The sequence below is a fragment of the Pseudomonas sp. Colony2 genome, from assembly GCF_019382755.1.
Taxonomy (GTDB): Bacteria; Pseudomonadota; Gammaproteobacteria; order Pseudomonadales; family Pseudomonadaceae; genus Aquipseudomonas.
Window position 1 is genome coordinate 526590 of the sequence record NZ_CP080030.1, and the last position, 18401, is coordinate 544990.

General features: G+C 61.8%; 11 protein-coding genes and 1 pseudogene (1 of these 12 only partly in view). 8 read left to right on the plus strand and 4 right to left on the minus strand.

What is annotated here, in order from left to right:
* The 4 genes and pseudogenes from msrA to aceE all read right to left on the minus strand — a co-directional run.
* Positions 1-647 (minus strand): annotated as a pseudogene (gene msrA, locus JV201_RS02185) (peptide-methionine (S)-S-oxide reductase MsrA) (its annotated part extends 39 nt beyond the left edge of the window); the annotation flags it as partial.
* 74 nt (positions 648-721) lie between these two features.
* Positions 722-3412, minus strand: coding sequence for a bifunctional diguanylate cyclase/phosphodiesterase (locus JV201_RS02190; protein WP_003209437.1), 2691 nt, complete (start codon positions 3410-3412; stop codon positions 722-724).
* Positions 3413-3727: 315 nt separating this feature from the next.
* Positions 3728-5380 (minus strand): dihydrolipoyllysine-residue acetyltransferase, encoded by a 1653-nt coding sequence (gene aceF / locus JV201_RS02195; protein WP_219406457.1) that lies wholly within the window; start codon positions 5378-5380, stop codon positions 3728-3730.
* Positions 5381-5391: 11 nt separating this feature from the next.
* Entirely contained in the window at positions 5392-8037 is a 2646-nt protein-coding gene (gene aceE, locus JV201_RS02200; protein ID WP_003209439.1) for a pyruvate dehydrogenase (acetyl-transferring), homodimeric type, read from the minus strand.
* A gap of 383 nt (positions 8038-8420) precedes the next feature.
* Between aceE and glnE the strand changes: the two genes are divergently transcribed.
* The 8 genes from glnE to JV201_RS02240 are packed head-to-tail and all read left to right on the plus strand — an operon-like array spanning position 8421 to position 18362.
* Positions 8421-11360, plus strand: coding sequence for a bifunctional [glutamate--ammonia ligase]-adenylyl-L-tyrosine phosphorylase/[glutamate--ammonia-ligase] adenylyltransferase (gene glnE, locus JV201_RS02205; RefSeq protein ID WP_219406458.1), 2940 nt, complete (start codon positions 8421-8423; stop codon positions 11358-11360).
* Positions 11361-11415: 55 nt separating this feature from the next.
* Entirely contained in the window at positions 11416-12450 is a 1035-nt protein-coding gene (gene waaF / locus JV201_RS02210; RefSeq protein WP_219406459.1) for a lipopolysaccharide heptosyltransferase II, read from the plus strand.
* Between the two features lies 1 nt (position 12451).
* Positions 12452-13510: a lipopolysaccharide heptosyltransferase I gene (gene waaC / locus JV201_RS02215; RefSeq protein WP_003209442.1), complete on the plus strand. Its 1059-nt coding sequence runs from the start codon at positions 12452-12454 to the stop codon at positions 13508-13510.
* Entirely contained in the window at positions 13510-14634 is a 1125-nt protein-coding gene (locus JV201_RS02220) for a glycosyltransferase family 4 protein (RefSeq protein ID WP_003209448.1), read from the plus strand. Before waaC ends, JV201_RS02220 begins: the two co-directional genes overlap by 1 nt.
* A complete protein-coding gene (gene rfaP / locus JV201_RS02225; protein WP_003209450.1) occupies positions 14631-15437 on the plus strand; it encodes a lipopolysaccharide core heptose(I) kinase RfaP in 807 nt (268 codons plus the stop codon). Before JV201_RS02220 ends, rfaP begins: the two co-directional genes overlap by 4 nt.
* On the plus strand, positions 15437-16171 hold the full coding sequence (locus tag JV201_RS02230) for a lipopolysaccharide kinase InaA family protein (RefSeq protein WP_003209451.1): 735 nt from the start codon (positions 15437-15439) through the stop codon (positions 16169-16171). Before rfaP ends, JV201_RS02230 begins: the two co-directional genes overlap by 1 nt.
* Positions 16168-16920: a lipopolysaccharide kinase InaA family protein gene (locus tag JV201_RS02235; RefSeq protein ID WP_008439156.1), complete on the plus strand. Its 753-nt coding sequence runs from the start codon at positions 16168-16170 to the stop codon at positions 16918-16920. Before JV201_RS02230 ends, JV201_RS02235 begins: the two co-directional genes overlap by 4 nt.
* A complete protein-coding gene (locus JV201_RS02240) occupies positions 16920-18362 on the plus strand; it encodes a lipopolysaccharide kinase InaA family protein (protein ID WP_219406460.1) in 1443 nt (480 codons plus the stop codon). Before JV201_RS02235 ends, JV201_RS02240 begins: the two co-directional genes overlap by 1 nt.
* Positions 18363-18401: the final 39 nt, after the last annotated feature.

Below are 18401 nucleotides of genomic sequence, written 5' to 3' on the forward strand. Positions count from 1 at the left end.
CAGATCGGGCAGGTCACGCCGGTGCCGCCGATTCCGCAGTAACCCTGCGGATTCTTCGCCAGGTACTGCTGGTGGTACGCCTCGGCGAAATACACCGTCGGCGCTTCTTCGATTTCGGTGGTGATGGTGCCCAGGCCCGCCTTGGTCAATTCCGCCTGATAAGCCTCTGCGCTGGCCTTCGCCGCCTCCAGGTGCTCCGGCTTGACCGCGTAGATCACCGAACGATACTGGCTGCCGATGTCATTGCCCTGGCGCATGCCCTGGGTCGGGTTGTGCAGTTCCCAGAACATTTTCAGCAGCTCTTCGTAGCTGATCTTGTCCTGGTCAAACACCACCAACACCACTTCGCTGTGGCCGGTCAGGCCTGAGCAGACTTCTTCATACGTCGGGTTCGGCGTGTAGCCGCCGGCATAGCCCACCACCGTGCTGACCACACCGTCGCGCTGCCAGAAACGACGCTCTGCACCCCAGAAGCAACCCAGGCCGAAGATCGCAAACTCTACGTTGTCGACAAAGGGGCCCAGCAGCGGGTTGCCGTTGACGAAGTGCGTCTCGGGCAGCGACATCGGGGTTTCACGGCCAGGCAAAGCTTGTTCTTGAGTGGGAAGCACGTTTTTATTCACCAGGATTTCCGAGCGCAAGACCATGATCAGTCCTCTCAGTCAGATTGAGTTACAAGTAAGAGTTCAGACTGCCAGTGTGCCCGAGTGTTACCGCGCTGTCAGGCGATTGGCCCGCGAGGATAGCGTTTAAGCATCGTCATCAGCTCGGCCCCCGGGATTGGCCGGTCGAACAGGTAGCCCTGGCCGACGTCGCAACGGTGGCGGCGCAGGAACGCCAGCTGCTCGGCGGTCTCGATGCCCTCGGCCACCACCTTGAGCTTGAGGTTGTGGGCCATGGCGATCACCGCCGAGGTGATTTCCATGTCGTCCTGGTTGTCCGGGATTTCATGGATGAAGCTGCGATCAATCTTGATGATGTCGATCGGGAATTTTTTCAGGTAGCTCAGCGACGAGTAACCGGTACCGAAGTCATCCATCGCCAGGGTCAAGCCGAAACTCTTCAGTTGGTCCAGTTGCAGGCGCGTGTCTTCGGTGGCCTCCAGCAGCAGGCCTTCGGTCAACTCCAGTTCCAGCAGGTTGGCCGGCAACTGTTCTTCCTTGAGGATCGTGGCAATCGAGGCCACCAGGTCCGGGTCGGAAAACTGCTTGGGCGACAGGTTGATCGCCACTTGCAGGTTGCCCATGCCGGCGGCTGTCAGCTGTCGGCTCATGCGGCAGGCCTGGCGGGCGATCCATTTGCCGATGGGGATGATCAGCCCGGTCTCTTCAGCCACGCTGATGAATTGATCGGGGCGGATCATGCCCTTTTCCGGATGGTTCCAGCGTAACAACGCTTCCATCCCCAGCAGACGACCGCTGCGCAGGCACAGCTTGGGCTGGTAGAACACGTCCAGTTCGTTCTGGGTCAGGGCGCGGCGCAGGTTGTTTTCCACGAACAGTTTGTAGCTGGCTTCGGCATTCAGCGCTTCGGTAAATACTTGCACCTGGTGTTTGCCGTTGGCCTTGGCCTTGTGCAGCGCCAGGCCGGCGTTGCGCATCAGGGTCTGCGGGTCGCGGCCATGCAGCGGCGCGCAGGCGAGGCCCACGGAGCCGGTGACGCTGATCAGCTGGTTGTCGACGAACATCGGCTTGTCGAGGGTCGCCAGCAACTGGCTGGCGACCTGCTGGCCGGTTTCAAGGTCGGTATCGTCCAGCAGCACGGCAAATTCGTTACTGGCAAACCGCGCCAGGCTGCCACTGGCGGTCAGGCTGTTGCGCAGGCGCCGGGCCAGGCTGATCAGCAGCTTGTCGCCGGTCTGGTGGCCGAGGCTGTCGTTGATCCGCTTGAAGTTGTCGATGTCCACCAGCAGCAGGCTGATGGGGCTGTCGCTGTCCCGGGCAAAGCGTTCGTCCAGGTTGCGGATGAACGCCGGGCGGTTGCCCAGGTTGGTCAGGTTGTCGGTGTAGGCCAGCCGCTCGATGCGCTGCTGGGCCAGCTTGGTCTGGGTGATGTCTTCGTAGATGCCGATGTAATGGGTCAGCTCACGGTTGTCGCCATAAACCTTGGAGATCGACAACTGGCCCCAGTAGGGTTCGAGGTTCTTGCGCCGGCTCTTGAACTCGCCTTGCCAACTGTTGCTCTTGGCCAGGCTTGAAGGCGCGTCGAACAGCAGCTCGCTGAGGTTCTCCAGTGCCGGCAGTTCCGACAGCTGGTGGCCGTGGACTTCTTCGGTGCTGTACTGGGTGATCGCGGTAAAGCTGGGGTTGACGTATTCCACCACGCCGTCGCAATTGACCAGCAGGAACGCATTGGCGCTTTGCTCCACGGCTCGCTGGAACAAGTGCAGGGCACTGGTGGCGGTGCGGCGGTTGTGGTTGTTGATCACCTGGGCGAACTGGTCGGCCAGCTCGCCGGCAAAGGCGATCTCGTCGGACTGCCAGACGCGGGTGCTGCCACTTTGCTCCAGGCACAACACGCCGACCACGTTGCCATCGACGCGGATGCTGGCGTCGAGCATGGCGTGGATATCCCGCGGGCGCAGGCTCTCGGCCATCTCACGCGTGCGTGGGTCGCGCATGGCGTTGGTGGCGTCGATCGCACGGCTGGTTTGCAGGGCTTCCAGGTAATCCGGGAAGCCACTGGCATCGATAGACTCTGGCAGGTGGTGCTGCTGATCGGCGCGGTGATAAGCGGAAATCGGCACCAGATGCTGGTTTTCGAGGTTCCAGATGCTCGCGCAGTCGATCTGGTAGATATCGCAGGCACTGCGGGTGATCAGCTCGGCGGCTTCCTGCAGCGAGTTGTTGGTGCTGTAGCGCTGGCGGGCCAGCAGCAGGATCAATTCCTGCTGGGCGCGTACCCGCTCAAGGTGTTGCAGTTGTTCCTGCTGGGCGCGCTGGTTGAGTTCCAGGGCAATCTGCAAGCGGCTGTTCTGGCTCTCCAGGTCTGCCGCAGGGGCCGGTGGGAGATCACTGAACAGGCCGTCGACCACCATCAGGTAGCCGCGCAGCAGGTGACGATTGTGTTGTTTGTAGGCTTCACCCAGTTCCAGCAGGCTCAACGGGCCGTCGTTGGTGTGCAGGGTGTAGCGCACCAGGTAATGCGGGCTGATGGTCAGCTGTTCCTGGATCGCATCATGCAGCTGATAGCGCGCCTGGGGCTCCATCAGGCTGGCGTAGGGCGAGCCGATCAGGGCGCACAGTTCCATCGCGGGCAGGCCGAACTGGCGTTCGCAATTGGGGTCGAGGTACAGCAGGGCCCAGCTAGCCTCATTAAGCCGCTCGAAACGCAGCATACCGAGGCGCGAAGGCACCGGTAATTGCGTCACTACCTCGGCCGCCGTACGGGCGACATCGGGTTGGCTTTTCATGGGGAAACTCGCTTGGAAAAATGCGCATCGCGCCGGGCTCACGCCCTCTTTACTGTTGCCTGCGGCAAGGTTGCATCATGCAGCACAGGCTGACAAGAGAGGATGAAGGCTAAGTGCTATAAGTGGGTTATCGGCCAGCGAGCGGTTTTCTGCAACCGGGGTGATGGGCGGTGTACAACCTCGATTTCCGTGTCCAGGTTTTCCCTGGAAAGCAGGCAAAAAAAGCCCCGCCAATTGGCGGGGTTGAGGTACGAGCGTGGCGCTCGGAAATCGTTGAAGCCAGGTCTTCTGCATGGGCAGAAGACCTGTTGTTGCTTAAAGCAGGATGGTGCGGATGTCGTTCAGCAACTGGCTCAGGCGCTGGGTGAAGCGTGCGGCAGCCGCGCCGTTGATCACACGGTGATCGTAGGACAGCGACAGTGGCAGCATCAGCTTCGGCTGGAACGCTTTACCGTCCCACACAGGCTGGATAGTGGCCTTGGAAACACCCAGGATCGCCACTTCCGGCGCGTTGACGATTGGCGTGAAGCCAGTGCCGCCAATGTGCCCGAGGCTGGAGATGGTGAAGCACGCGCCCTGCATGTCGTCCGGGGTGAGCTTCTTGTCGCGGGCCTTGGCAGCCAGTGCAGCAGCCTCAGCGGCAAGCTGCAGCAGGCTCTTCTGGTCGACGTTCTTGATGACCGGTACCAGCAGGCCATCCGGAGTGTCGACGGCAAAGCCGATGTGCACGTACTTCTTGCGAATTATCGCCTTGCCGCTTGGCGCCAGCGAACTGTTGAAGTCCGGCAGCTCCTTGAGCAAATGTGCGCAAGCCTTGAGCAGCAGGGGCAGCACGGTCAGCTTCACGCCGGCCTTCTCGGCCACGGCTTTCTGCGCAACGCGGAATGCTTCCAGGTCGGTGATGTCGGCCTGGTCGAACTGGGTCACGTGCGGGATGTTCAGCCAGCTGGCGTGCAGGCCGGCCGCGCCGATTTGCATCAGGCGGGTCATCGGCACTTCTTCGATTTCGCCGAAGCGGCTGAAGTCGACGGTGCGGATAGGCGGAATGCCCGAGCCACCGGTGGCAGCGCCGGCAGCCGGAGCTTCCTTGGCCTTCTGCATCATGGATTTGACGTAAACCTGCACGTCTTCCTTGAGCACGCGACCGTGAGGACCGCTGGCGGTTACCGCGCTCAACTCGACGCCGAATTCACGGGCCAGTTGGCGCACGGCAGGGCCGGCATGAACCTTGGCACCGTTTGGCGCAGGTGCAGCCGCCGGAGCCGGTGCGGCCTCGGCTTTTGCAGCAGGCGCAGGTGCAGGCGCGGCGGCAGCCGGTGCGGCTTCAGCCTTGGCGGCCGGAGCAGCGGCGGCTGGAGCGGCAGCAGCAGGAGCCGAAGCGCCCGCTACTTTCAGCTTGAGGATGAAGTCACCAGTGCCGACTTCGTCTTCCAGCTTCACGGCAATGCTTTCCACCACGCCGGCTGCCGGCGAAGGGATTTCCATGGAGGCCTTGTCGGACTCCAGGGTGATCAGCGATTGATCAGCTTCGACGGTGTCGCCGACTTTAACCAGCAGCTCGATGATCTTGGCCTTGCCCGACGAACCGATGTCCGGAACATGAATGTCCTGAACTGTTTCGGCGGCAGGTGCAGCCGCCGGAGCCGCAGGGGCCTCGGCAGCAGCGGCAGGCTTCTCGGCGGCAGGAGCCGGGGCAGCAGCAGGAGCGGCCGCCGCAGGGGCCGCATCAGCGGCACCTTCGATTTCCAGCTCAAGCAGTTCGTCGCCTTCTTTCAGGCGGTCGCCCAGCTTCACTTTCAGGCTTTTGACCACGCCGGCCTTGGGAGCAGGGATTTCCATGCTCGCCTTGTCCGATTCCAGGGTCAGGATGCTCTGGTCGGCTTCGACGGTGTCGCCGACCTTCACAAACAGTTCAATTACTTCACCTTCACCGCTGCCGATGTCAGGTACGCGAATGAGTTCGCTCACAGAAAGTCTCCTCAGCAGTCCAGTGGGTTGCGTTTTTCCGGGTTGATCCCGAACTTGACGATAGCGTCTGCTACCACCTTGGGTTCGATTTCACCACGGTCAGCCAAGGCTTCCAGGGCTGCCAACACCACGAAGTGACGGTCGACTTCGAAGAAGTGACGCAGCTTCTTGCGGCTGTCACTACGGCCGAAACCGTCGGTGCCCAGGACTTTGAATTCCTTGGACGGTACCCACTGACGAATTTGTTCAGCAAACAGCTTCATGTAGTCGGTAGAGGCGATAACCGGACCCTTACGGCCAGCCAGGCACTCTTCGACGTAGGTGCGCGCAGGCTTCTGGCCTGGGTGCAGGCGGTTGCTGCGCTCTACGGCCAGGCCGTCGCGACGCAGTTCGTTGAAGCTGGTAACGCTCCATACGTCAGCACCGACGTTGAACTCTTCACGCAGGATTTTTGCAGCTTCACGCACTTCGCGCAGGATGGTGCCGGAGCCCATCAGTTGCACGTGGTGAGCGGCTTCCTTGGTGTCTTCTTCGAGCAGGTACATGCCCTTGATGATGCCTTCCTCGACACCGGCCGGCATGGCTGGCTGCTGGTAGGACTCGTTCATCACGGTGATGTAGTAGAAAACGTCCTGCTGCTCTTCGGTCATCTTCTTCATGCCGTCCTGGATGATCACCGCCAGCTCATAGCCGTAGGTTGGATCAAAGGTGCGGCAGTTCGGGATGGTGCCCGCCAGGATGTGGCTGTGACCGTCTTCGTGTTGCAGGCCTTCGCCGTTCAGCGTGGTCCGCCCGGCAGTACCGCCGATCAGGAAGCCACGGGTACGGCTGTCGCCTGCTGCCCAAGCCAGGTCGCCAATACGCTGGAAACCGAACATCGAGTAGAAGATGTAGAACGGCAGCATCGGCTGGTTGTGGCTGGAGTACGAAGTACCGGCAGCGATGAAGGAGCTCATGGCGCCCGCTTCGTTGATGCCTTCTTCGAGGATCTGGCCCTTCTTGTCTTCCTTGTAGAACATCACCTGGTCTTTATCGACTGGCTCGTAGAGCTGGCCGACGGAGGAGTAGATGCCCAACTGACGGAACATGCCTTCCATACCGAAGGTACGGGCTTCGTCCGGGATGATCGGCACGATACGCGAGCCGATTTCCTTGTCCTTGACCAGCTGCGCGAGGATCCGCACGAAGGCCATGGTGGTGGAGATTTCACGGTCGCCCGAGCCGTCCAGGATCGCCTTGAGGGTATCCAGTGGCGGAGTCGGGATGTTGAAGCTCTTGGCGCGGCGCTGTGGCACGAAACCGCCCAGTGCAGTGCGACGCTCGCTGAGGTAGCGGGCTTCGGCGCTGTTTGGCTCCGGCTTGAAGAACGGCAGGTTCTCCAGCTCTTCGTCCTTGACCGGGATGTCGAAGCGGTCGCGGAACAACTTCAGGCTGTCGACATCGACTTTCTTGGTGTTGTGCGCAGTGTTCTTCGCTTCGCCGGCACCGGTGCCATAACCCTTGATGGTCTTGGCCAGGATGACGGTCGGTTGTTCTTTGTGGTTGACCGCTTCGTGGTACGCCGCGTAGACCTTGTACGGGTCGTGGCCGCCACGGTTGAGTTTCCAGATCTCGTCGTCGGACAGGTCTGCAACCATTGCCTTGAGTTCAGGCGTGTTGAAGAAGTGTTCACGTACGAACGCGCCGTCTTTGGCTTTGTAGTTCTGGTACTCGCCGTCGATGACTTCGTCCATGCGGCGTTGCAGGATGCCGTCGACGTCCTTGGCCAGCAGTGGGTCCCAGAAACGGCCCCAGATGACTTTGGTCACGTTCCACTGAGCACCACGGAACACGCCTTCGAGTTCCTGGATGATCTTGCCGTTGCCGCGAACCGGGCCGTCGAGGCGCTGCAGGTTGCAGTTGATGACGAAGATCAGGTTGTCCAGCTTCTCGCGGCCAGCCAGGGAAATGGCGCCCAAGGATTCCGGCTCGTCACACTCGCCGTCGCCCAGGAAGCACCAGACTTTCTGCTTGCCTTCAGGGATGAAGCCACGGGCTTCCAGGTACTTCATGAAGCGTGCCTGGTAGATCGCCTGGATCGGGCCCAGGCCCATGGATACCGTCGGGAACTGCCAGAAATCAGGCATCAGCCAAGGGTGCGGATAGGACGAGAGGCCCTGGCCGTCGACTTCCTGGCGGAAGTTGTTCATTTGTTCTTCGGTGATGCGGCCTTCCATGAACGCACGGGCGTAGACGCCTGGCGAGGTGTGGCCCTGGAAGTAGATCAGGTCGCCGCCATGTTCTTCGGTCGGGGCCTGGAAGAAGTAGTTGAAGCCGATGTCATACAGGGTTGCGCTGGAAGCGAAGCTGGAGATGTGACCGCCCAGGTCAGAATCTTTCAAGTTCGTGCGCATTACCATCGCCATGGCGTTCCAGCGTACCAGCGAGCGAATGCGGCGTTCCATGAACAGGTCGCCAGGCATGCGTGCTTCGTGGGTTACCGGGATGGTGTTGCGATACGGCGTGGTGATGGCGTAGGGCAGTTGCGAGCCGCTGCGGGTCGCGAGTTCGCCCATACGGGTCATCAGGTAGTGAGCACGGTCTTCGCCTTCTTTGTCGAGAACCGATTCCAGGGCGTCCAGCCATTCCTGGGTTTCGACGGGATCGAGGTCTTGCATGGCTTGCTCCAGGGCGGAAAGGCTACCAGAATCGGTTGCCTGAAGTTTGCGACTGGCCTTGTGGGCAGACGACATAAATTCTTGGATGGCCGAAGGTTGCTTCGGCGTCCTGTAGTTTTACTACAAATCGTCGGCCATTTCAGCCTTTCGAATGTATATACGAGTAGTAAAACTACACAAGACTGAGCGGATTGCTCGGTCTAGCTGGCGAGCATAATCGTTATTGTTGATCTTTTGCGAACAAGAAAGGGTAGAGATTTGATGTTGACTGCCAAAAAAGAAAAATTTTCAGCTATTTCTAACCTTTGTTCGACAGTCCTTCACCGAGCGTGGTTCTTGCGTTCACAGCTACAAGCCCTTTACGCGCCGATCAAGGATAGACCATGAGCCTTCCAATGCAGGCCGAACTCCCGGCCATCCTGCTTCCATTTGCCAAGCGGGCCGAGCAGTCATTTCGTGACGCCGTGGCCGGATTGGACGGCGATAATGGCCTTTCTGAGTGGACGCCGCAACGTTGGGCTGACTTCGCCCGTGTGTGCGCCGCCAGTGATTTCGTCATTGAACAGAGTGTTCGTGACCCTTTGATGTTGCTCGAGCTGGTGGCCTGGGGCGAACTGGACCGCAGCTTTGCCCCCGGCGAGCTGTGCGGACAGATTGCGGCGGCCGTGCAACAAGCCGAGACAGAAGACGAACTGGGCCGGGTTCTGCGCCGCCAGCGCACCCGCCAGCAGGTGCGGATCATCTGGCGCGACCTGACCCGACAGGCGGACCTGGTGCAAACCTGCCGCGACCTGTCGGACATGGCCGACGCCAGCATCGACCAGGCCTATCAGTGGTTGTACCAGCGCCACTGCGTATTGTTCGGCACCCCCACGGGCCGTCGCAGCGGCGAACCACAGCACATGGTCATCCTCGGCATGGGCAAGCTCGGCGCAGTGGAGCTGAACCTGTCGTCCGACATCGACCTGATCTTCGCCTACCCCGAAGGCGGCGACACGGTTGGCGTGAAGCGCTCGCTGGACAACCAGGAGTTCTTCATCCGCCTTGGTCAAAAACTGATCAAGGCCCTGGACCCGATGACCGTCGACGGCTTTGTGTTCCGGGTCGACATGCGCCTGCGACCTTACGGCTCAGCCGGGGCGCTGGTGCTCAGTTTCAACGCGCTGGAGCAGTACTACCAGGACCAGGGCCGCGACTGGGAACGCTACGCCATGATCAAGGCGCGGGTGGTGGCCGGTGACCAGGTTGCCGGTGCGCAACTGCTCGACATGCTGCGACCGTTTGTCTACCGGCGTTACCTGGACTTTTCCGCCATCGAAGCGCTGCGCACCATGAAGCAGTTGATCCAGCAGGAAGTGCGGCGCAAGGGCATGGCCGAGAACATCAAGCTGGGCTCGGGCGGCATCCGTGAAGTCGAATTTATCGCCCAGGCGTTCCAGCTGATCCACGGTGGCCGTGACCTGAGCCTGCAGCAGCGCCCACTGTTAAAAGTGCTGGGTACCCTGGAAGGCCAGGGTTACCTGCCGCCGGCGGTGGTCGCCGAGCTGCGCGATGGCTATGAATTCCTGCGCTACACCGAGCACGCGATTCAGGCGATCGCCGATCGCCAGACGCAGATGCTCCCGGATGGCACCGAAGACCAGGCGCGGATTGCCTTCATGCTGGGCTTTCCGGACTGGACCGCGTTTCATGAGCGCCTGATGTACTGGCGTGGCCGGGTGGACTGGCATTTCCGCCAGGTGATTGCCGATCCGGATGAAGAAGAGGGCGAAGAGAGCGAGTTGGTGGTGGGCGGTGAGTGGTTGCCGTTGTGGGAAGAGTCCCAGGACGAGGAAGCCGCCTGCCGTCAGTTGCAGGAAGGCGGTTTTACCGACGCGCCCAAAGCCTTGAAAACCCTGGCCGGCCTGCGCAGCAGTCCGCAATTGCGTGCCATGCAGCGCCTGGGTCGCGAGCGTCTGGATGCATTTATCCCGCGCTTGCTGGCCCAGGCCGTCGAACATGCCAACCCGGACCTGGTGCTGGAGCGCGTCCTGCCCTTGGTCGAAGCCGTCGCCCGGCGTTCCGCTTATCTGGTGTTGCTGACGGAAAACCCCGACGCCCTGCGTCGCCTTCTGACCCTGTGCGCCGCCAGCCCGTGGATTGCCGAGCAGATCACTCGCTTCCCGCTGCTGCTGGACGAACTGCTCAACGAAGGCCGCCTGTTCAAGCCGCCGCTGGCGCCGGAACTGGCCGCCGAATTGCGCGAGCGCCTGACGCGCATCCCCGAAGATGACCTTGAGCAGCAGATGGAGGCCCTGCGCCACTTCAAGCTGGCCCACCGCCTGCGCGTGGCCGCCTCGGAAATCGCCGGCAGCCTGCCGTTGATGAAAGTCAGCGACTACCTGACCTGGCTCGCCGAAGCCATCCTCGAACAAGTGCTGGCCCTGGCCTGGCGCCAGACGGTTGCCCGCTACGGCTCGCCGCAACGGGTGGACGGCACCTTGTGCGATCCTGGCTTCATCATTGTCGGTTATGGGAAAGTCGGCGGCATCGAATTGGGGCATGGTTCGGACCTGGACCTGGTGTTTATCCATGACGGAGACCCCCAGGCCGAAACCGACGGTGCCAAGCCGATCGATGGCGCGCAGTTCTTTACCCGGCTGGGGCAGCGAATCATTCATCTGCTGACCACCCAGACCAACTCGGGCCAGTTGTATGAAGTGGACATGCGCCTGCGGCCTTCGGGCGCATCCGGTTTGCTGGTGAGTTCCCTGGGCGCATTTGCGCGTTATCAGGAAAACGAAGCCTGGACCTGGGAGCACCAGGCGCTGGTGCGTGCGCGAGTGCTGGTAGGCAGTCAGGATGTGGGCCGTGCTTTCGAGCAGGTACGGGCGCAAGTGCTGGGCCGCGCGCAGGACCTGGACAAGCTGCGCCAGGAGGTCAGCGAGATGCGCGCCAAGATGCGCGACAACCTCGGCACCAAGTCCACGGCGGCGGGAACGGCGGCGAATGCCTTCGAACCCACGGCGTCGTTCGACCTCAAGCAGGACGCCGGAGGTATCGTCGATATTGAATTTATGGTGCAATACGCGGCTCTGGCGTGGTCTGCGCAACATCCATCGTTGCTGCGCTACACCGACAATATCCGCATTCTGGAAGGCCTGGAGCAGGTCGGGCTGATGCCCGCCGCCGATGCCCATTTGCTGCGCGAGGTGTATAAAGCCTACCGTTCCGCCGCTCACCGCCAGGCCCTGCAGAACGAGGCCGGTACGGTGGCCGGGGACCAGTTCGCTGACGAACGGCGCCAGGTGCAGCGAATCTGGCATGAACTGGGGTTAAGCTGAAACACTATATAAGGCGGGGAGGCATGAGCCTCCCCGTATCGTTTGTGGAAACTACATGAATATTCTGATCGTTGGGCCCAGTTGGGTCGGTGACATGGTGATGGCGCAGACACTGTTCCAGTGCCTCAAGCAACGTCATCCCGACTGCCAAATCGACGTGCTCGCCCCCGAGTGGAGCCGGCCGATCCTTGAGCGCATGCCCGAGGTGCGTCAGGCCTTGAGCTTCCCGCTCGGCCACGGCGCGCTGGAGCTGGCGACCCGTCGACGTATCGGCAAGTCCCTGGCCGGCCAGTACGATCAGGCGATCCTGTTGCCCAACTCGATGAAGTCGGCACTGGTGCCGTTCTTCGCCGGTATTCCCAAGCGCACCGGCTGGCGTGGCGAGTTTCGCTATGGCCTGCTCAACGATTTGCGCAAGCTCGACAAGGCCCGTTACCCGCTGATGATTGAGCGCTTCATGGCCCTGGCCTACGCGCCGGGAGCCGAGTTGCCGACGCCTTATCCGCGCCCGAGCCTGCAAATCGACCCGGTCACCCGCGACGCCGCCCTAGCCAAGTTCGGCCTGGAGCTGGACCGTCCGGTGCTGGCGCTGTGCCCTGGCGCCGAGTTTGGCGAGTCCAAGCGCTGGCCTTCGGAGCATTACGCCAAGGTTGCGGAGATGAAGATTCGCGAGGGCTGGCAAGTCTGGTTGTTCGGCTCGAAAAACGATCATTCGGTGGGCGAGGATATTCGCCAGCGCTTGATCCCGGGGCTGCGCGAAGAGGCGGTCAACCTGAGCGGCGACACGTCCCTGGCCGAGGCCATCGACCTGCTGTCCTGTGCCGACTCGGTGGTGTCCAACGACTCCGGCCTGATGCACGTGGCCGCGGCGCTGAACCGCCCGCTGGTGGCAGTGTATGGCTCGACGTCTCCCGGGTTTACCCCACCGCTGGCCGACAAGGTCGAAGTGGTGCGCCTGGGCCTGGATTGCAGCCCGTGTTTTGATCGCACCTGCCGCTTCGGCCACTACAACTGCCTGCGCCAGTTGCTGCCGCAACCTGTCAGCGACGCGTTGCGGCGGTTGCAGGGCACTGTGGTCGAGGTTCGTTAAGTTGCGGGTTCTGGTAATCAAGACCTCATCCCTGGGCGATGTGATTCATGCCTTGCCGGCGTTGACCGACGCGGCGCGGGCGATCCCGGGCATCCGGTTTGACTGGGTGGTGGAAGAAGGCTTCGCCGAGATTCCCACCTGGCACCCGGCGGTGGACAAGGTGATCCCGGTGGCGATCCGCCGCTGGCGCAAGAACCTCTGGCAGACCTTCAAGAGTGGCGAATGGCGGCGCTTCAAGAAGAGCGTGCAGTCGACCAAATATGACCTGGTGATCGACGCCCAGGGCCTGCTGAAAAGTGCCTGGCTGACCCGCTACGTACGTGCCCCGGTGGCCGGTTTCGACAAACAGTCGGCTCGCGAGCCATTGGCGGCGCACTTCTATTCCCGACGCCTGGCCGTGGCCCGTGGGCAGCACGCGGTGGAGCGCTTGCGCCAGCTGTTTGCCGTCGCCCTCGGTTATGACCTGCCAAAAGGCCTGGGCGACTACGGCCTCAGTGTCGACAAGCTGCTGGGCCTGCCGCCGAAAAAACCGTTTGTACTGCTGCTGCACGGCACCACCTGGGACACCAAGCACTGGCCGGAAGCCTACTGGCGCGACCTGGCCGAACGCATGGACCGCTTTGGCGTGGACGTGAAGTTGCCGTGGGGCAATGCCGCCGAAAAAGCCCGGGCTGAACGCCTGGCCCAGGGCCTGAAAAACGCCGAAGTGCTGCCCAGGCTGAACCTCGCGGGCGTGGCCCGGGTGCTGGCGGGTGCGAAGGCGTGTGTCGCGGTCGACACCGGCCTTGGCCACTTGGCCGCAGCGCTGGATGTGCCAACGATTTCCCTGTTCGGCCCTACCAATCCTGGCCTGACCGGGGCTTATGGCAAGGCGCAGATTCACCTGGCCAGCGACTTCCCGTGTGCGCCATGCCTGCAAAAGAAATGCACTTATCAACCGACTGCCGAAGACCAGCGTCGGTTCGATCTCAAGCGCGAGTGGCCCCTGTGCTTCACTCGCCTGAACCCTGAGCGTGTCGCAACGCGATTAAGCACGTTGTTATTGGCTGAGGAACACTGATGCAACTGGCTTTTGTCCTCTACAAATACTTCCCCTTTGGCGGCCTGCAGCGCGACTTCATGCGTATTGCCCTGGAGTGCCAGCAGCGCGGGCATCAGATTCGCGTCTATACGCTGATCTGGGAGGGTGACGTGCCGCCGGGCTTTGAAGTACTGGTGGCGCCGGTCAAGGCGCTGGTCAACCATCGGCGCAATGAAAAGCTCTACGCCTGGATCCAGGCCGACCTAGCCAAGCGCCCGGTCGACCGCGTGGTGGGCTTCAACAAGATGCCGGGGCTGGACCTGTACTTCGCCGCCGACGGCGTGTTCGAAGACAAGGCGCAGAACCTGCGCAACCCGATGTATCGCTGGTTCGGGCGGTACAAGCACTTTGCCGAATACGAGCGTGCAGTGTTCGACAAAGACGCCAAGACGCAGATCATGGTGCTGTCCGAACACCAGCAGCAGCTGTTCACCCAGTATTACGGGACCCAGGCCGAGCGTTTTCATTTGTTGCCGCCGGGCATCGCCCGCGACCGCCGCGCGCCGCCCAATGCTGCCGAGATCCGCGCCGAGTTTCGTCGCGAATTCGGCCTGGCCGACGATGATTTGCTGCTGGTGCAGATTGGCTCGGGCTTCAAGACCAAGGGCGTCGATCGCAGCCTCAAGGCCGTGGCCGCGCTGCCGTCGAGCCTGAAGAAACGCACCCGGCTATTTGTAATCGGCCAGGACGACCCCAAAGTATTCCAATTGCAGAGTGCTGCGCTGGGCCTGGGCGACCAGGTGCAGTTCTTCAAGGGCCGCAGCGACATCCCGCGCTTTCTGCTGGGCGCCGACCTGTTGATCCACCCCGCGTACAACGAGGCGGCCGGCATGGTGCTGATCGAAGCGGTGGTCGCCGGCCTCCCGGTGCTGGTGAGCAAGGTCTGCGGCTACGCGTTTTATATCGACAAGGCCCAGAGTGGCCGGGTGTTGGACGAACCGTTCGAGCAGGCCCAGCTCAACCAGTACCTGGTGGATATGCTCGACGATCCACAAGCGCGCGCGGCCTGGAGCCGCAATGGTCTGGCCTTCGCTGAGACGGCCGACCTCTATAGCATGCCGCAGTACGCTGCGGACCTGATTCTGGCGGAGCCAAACCGATGAAGTTGATTCTTGCCGAACCGTTCAAGACCCTGTGGGCCGGACGCGATGCGTTCGCCGAAGTCGAGAAGCTGGACGGCCAGGTGTTTCGTGAGCTGGCCGCGCGCCGTACCCTGCGTACGGAAGTGGAAGGCCGCCATTATTTTGTAAAGATCCACCGGGGAATTGGCTGGGGTGAAATCCTCAAGAACCTGATCACGGCCAAGTTGCCTGTCTTGGGCGCGGGCCAGGAGTGGGACGCGATCCAGCGTCTGCGGGAGCTCGGCGTGCCCACCATGACGGGCGTGGCCTTTGGTGAAAAGGGCAGCAACCCGGCCGACCAGCACTCGTTCATCGTCACTGAAGAGCTGGCGCCTATCGTCAGCCTTGAAGACCTGACCATGGACTGGGTCAAACAGCCGCCCGTGCCGGCGATTCGGCATGCCTTGACCGTTGAGCTGGCGCGCACCCTGGGCACGATGCACCGGGGTGGCGTGAACCACCGTGATTGCTACCTGTGCCACTTCCTGTTGCACACCGACCAACCGGTTACCGTGCACAACATCAAGCTCTCGGTGATCGACCTGCACCGTGCCCAGGTGCGTTCGAAGATTCCCCGGCGCTGGCGTGACAAGGATCTGGCGGGGCTTTACTACTCCGCCCTGGAGATCGGTTTGACCCGGCGCGACAAACTGCGGTTTCTCAAGGCGTACTTCCAGCAACCTTTGCGCCAGATCCTGGGCGAGCAAAGCGCGCTGCTGTCGGCGTTGGAACGCATGGCCGCCAAGCTTTACGCACGCAAGCAACGATACGGGGATGCGCTCTGATGGCGGGTTGGAACCTGGAACCCGCTTACGCCGCCCTGGCGGATGACTTTGGTAGCCTGGAAGCCGTGTTCGCCCTGCAAGGCGAGCGGCTGACCCGCGATCCGTTGTCCGAAGTGATTCGCGTGGAGCGCGGCGGGGTCAACTATTACGTCAAGCGCTACGTCGGTGCAGGCAAGGGGTTGCGCCGCTATCTGGGCAAGCCACGAGTCAAGTCCGAATGGCAGAACCTCAAGCGCTTCGCCAAGTGGGGCATACCCACCGCCGATGTGATCGCCTGGGGTCTGGAGCGTAAAGGCCTGGCGTATCACCGCGGGGCGATGATCACGCGCGAGCTGCCGAAGACTGAAGACTTGTCGGCATTGGCCGAGCGCAATGACCCGCAACTGTCAGACCCGGTGTGGGTCAACAAGATCAGTCGCCAGCTCGCTGAATACACGCGGACCATGCACGACCACCGGTTTACCCACAACGATTTGAAGTGGCGCAACTTGTTGGTGGACGACCAGCAAACCCTGTACCTGATTGATTGCCCCAACGGCGATTTCTGGCGCGGGTTCTGGCTCAAATACCGCATCACCAAGGACCTGGCCTGCCTGGACAAGGTTGCCAAGTATCACTTGTCGGCCACCCAGCGCCTGCGCTTCTACATGCAATACCGTCAGCGCAAACACTTGAGCGCGGCGGACAAACAGCGAATTCGCCACGTGGTGAAGTTTTTCGAGGGGCGAGAATGAGTGATTTCCTGGCGGCCGAAGATCGAGCATTGCTTGAGCGCAACGGCCTCGGCACTTTCGACGCGCTGTGGGCCAAGCAACTGGATGCGGTGGACGAGCCCAATACCAGCCGCGGCGGCTGGAGCAGCGTGTTTCGCCTCGAACTCGAAGGCCAGGGCTACTACCTCAAGCGCCAGAGCAACTACCTGACGCGCACCTTGCACCGCCCGTTTGGCGAGCCGAGTTTTGCCCGCGAGTTTCGTAACATCAGCCGCTATCGGCAGTTGGGTATTCCGGCATTGCAGGCGGCGTTTTTCGGTGAGCGCAAAGTGGCTGGAGAGCATCGGGCGATGTTGCTGACCCGGGCGCTGGATGGTTGGAATGACCTGGATTCATTGCTGGAGCAATGGTCTGAGTTGAGCGACGTGCAGCAGCGGGCAATCCTGCTGGCCTGCGGTCAGCTTGCTCGTCAGTTGCACAGCGTGGGCCAGGTGCATGGCTGTTTTTATCCCAAGCATATTTTCCTGCAAGCCACCGGCGACGGGTATGCGGCACAGTTGATCGACCTGGAGAAAACCCGCCCGCTGCTGTTCGGCTGGCGTGACCGGGTCAAGGACCTGGAGCCGCTGCTGCGCCGTGCGCCGCAATGGTCTGACGATCAGGTTCGCCAGCTGTTGGCGGCCTACCTGGACCAGCCGCAGGACAGCGCATTGGTTGCCACCTGGCACCAGCGCCTGGCGGCCCGGCGCAGTCACAAGGAGAACCGCTGATGCGTTTGTCCGAACTGAAAAATGCCGGCCGCACGCCAAGCCTGCCCCTGAGCATCGAACTGGCAGACGCTGCCGGGCCTGGGCAGTTGCAACTGCTGAGCCTGCTGCGGGTATTGCCGGGCCAGCGTTATGTCGGCGCAGCTGTGTGGCGCGGGCGCCCGGTGCTGGCCAAATTGTTGGTGGGCAGCAAGGCGGCGCGGCATTTTCAGCGTGAACTCAAGGGCGTGCGGTTGTTGGCCGAACAAGGCCTGACCACACCGCTGTTGCTGGCCGATGGTCTGCAAGAGGGTGAGGGTGGTTGGCTGCTGTTCGAGTTTCTTGAAGGCGCCGACAGCCTGGCTGATGCTTGGCAGGCTGTTGAACACCTGCCGCCGCTGGCTGACCATCAGCAAGCGGTGCTCGCCGAAGCGCTGGGTGCGATTGCGCAGATGCACGCCAAGGGCCTGTGGCAGGAAGACCTGCACCTGGACAACCTGCTGCGTCAGGACGGCAAACTGTATTTGATCGACGGCGCCGGGATCTGTGTCGAAGAAGCGGGCAAACCGCTGTCGCGCAACCGGGTGCTGGAAAACCTTGGGGTGTTTTTCGCGCAGTTGCCGAAAAACCTCGAGCCGTTTACCGAAGAGTTGCTGGTGTATTACCTGCTGAGCAATGGCGAACACGCGTTGCCGCTCGAAGCGTTGCAGAAGCAGGTACGCAAGGTCAGCGTCTGGCGCTTGAAGGACTTCCTGAGCAAGGTTGGCCGGGAGTGCACGCTGTTCAGCGTCGTGCGCGGGCCGTTCGCCCTGCGCGCGACTCGTCGTGAGGAAGAAGCGGCGATGCTGCCGGTGCTGGCGCAGGCCGATGCGCTGCTCGACCAGGGCCACCTGTATAAAACCGGCGGGGCGGCCAGTGTCGCCAAGGTCGAGGTGGCTGGTCGACCACTCGTGATCAAGCGCTACAACATCAAGGGTTTTGCCCATTGGCTCAAGCGCTTCTGGCGCCCGAGCCGGGCCTGGCATTCGTGGCGCGAAGGCAATCGCCTGGCGTTCCTCGGCATCGCCACGCCCAAGCCGCTGGCGTTGCTGGAAAAGCGCTTCCTGTGGCTGCGCAGCCGCGCGTATCTGGTGACCGAGTACCTGCCGGGGCCGGACATTATCGAGCGGTTCGCGCCGTATGTTGAGAGTGGCGAGGCACCCGAGGCCGAATTGCAGGCCCTGGATAATTTGTTCGCAGAGTTGATCCGCGAGCGCATCAGCCATGGGGATTTCAAGGGGCATAACCTGTTCTGGCACACGGATCGCTGGGCGCTGATCGACCTGGATTCGATGTGTCAGCACACGTCCTTGAGCAGCTTCGCTCCGGCATATGCCAGGGATCGGGCAAGGTTTATGCGTAACTGGCCTGAGAGCAGTGCGTTGTATCGGGTGATTGATCAGCGGTTGCCAAAGGCAGTGGGCTAGGGGTTTAGGGCCGCTGCGCGGCCCAACGGGAGCAAGCTC